The sequence below is a fragment of the Synechococcus sp. R55.8 genome (genome assembly GCF_047461895.1).
In the GTDB taxonomy this organism is placed as follows: Bacteria; Cyanobacteriota; Cyanobacteriia; order Thermostichales; family Thermostichaceae; genus Thermostichus.
The window spans coordinates 1-1,184 of the sequence record NZ_JANSIB010000183.1 but is presented as its reverse complement, the minus strand read 5'-3'; the positions used below and the strand labels follow the sequence as shown (position 1 = coordinate 1,184).

The 1,184-nt window shown below is 60.3% G+C and carries 1 protein-coding gene; it reads left to right on the top strand.

Translation table 11 applies throughout. The features are described 5' to 3' along the window. Positions 1–104: 104 nt before the first annotated feature. Positions 105–1,061 (top strand): cysteine synthase A, encoded by a 957-nt coding sequence (gene cysK, locus NW829_RS12255; RefSeq protein WP_011433569.1) that lies wholly within the window; start codon positions 105–107, stop codon positions 1,059–1,061. Positions 1,062–1,184: the final 123 nt, after the last annotated feature.

The window sequence follows — 1,184 nt, the reverse complement described above, 5'->3', positions numbered from 1 at the left end:
GCCAAGGAGCTTATTCAAGGGTTAGCCTCGCGTAAGGCCCTCGGTTGCTCCGGAGTTAAGGGCTAGGGCCCACTGCCGCGATGGTTTCTTCCTTTTTGTTAGCCATGAAAATCGCCGCCAACATCACCCAGCTCATCGGTCGCACCCCGCTGGTGCGGTTGAATCGGATCCCGCAATCGGAGGGGTGCCTGGCCGAGATCGTGGTGAAATTGGAGAGCTTTAACCCTGCCGCTTCGGTGAAAGACCGCATTGCCGTCAGCATGATCGAGGCTGCCGAACAGGCCGGTTTGATCACCCCCGGCAAGACCATCTTGGTGGAGCCCACCTCTGGCAATACCGGCATTGGCCTGGCCATGGCCGCTGCTGCCAAGGGTTACCGGCTCATCATCGTCATGCCTGAGAGCATGAGCCTGGAGCGGCGACTGCTGTTGAAAGCCTACGGAGCAGAGGTGCACCTGGCCAGTAGCGCCGGCGGCATGGGGGAAGCCATCTGGAAGGCTGAAGAGATCGTCCGCCGCACTCCCAACGCTTACATGTTGGGCCAGTTCACCAATCCCGCCAACCCCCGGATCCATGCCAGAACCACCGGCCCGGAAATTTGGGAAGATACCGATGGTCAAGTGGATATCCTGGTGGCAGGGGTAGGTACCGGCGGCACCATCACGGGGGCGGGCGAGTTTTTGAAGGGGAAAAACCCAGCCATTCGACTGGTGGCCGTTGAACCCAAGGCCAGTGCCGTCTTGAGTGGTGGACGGCCCGGCTTTCATCGCATTGAAGGGATCGGAGCGGGATTCGTGCCTGATGTGCTGCGGCGCGACCTGCTGGATGAGGTGATCCCAGTGGAAGATGAAGAGAGCATGGTCTACAGCCGTCGCCTGGCCAAGGAAGAAGGGATCCTCTCCGGCATTTCCACTGGGGCTGCCTTGGCGGGAGCCATCCAGGTGGGGCGGCGACCGGAAAACGCTGGCAAGCGGATTGTAATGATCCAGCCTAGTTTTGGGGAACGCTACCTGAGCACACCTCTTTTTCGCGACTTGGAGCGGGATTCCGATTCGAGATGACGATGATGCTGAGACTGCTGCCCTACAGGTCGCCCTGGCCCAGAGGGCGAGCTAGCATGGGTGAGAGTGACGTGGCGGAACGGCAGACGCGCTAGACTTAGGATCTAGTGCCGCAAGGCGTAA

What these genes read in the sequence shown, in the direction of transcription:
- cysK (WP_011433569.1), top strand. Translation starts at nt 105, where the DNA reads ATGAAAATCGCCGCCAACATCACCCAGCTCATCGGTCGCACCCCGCTG.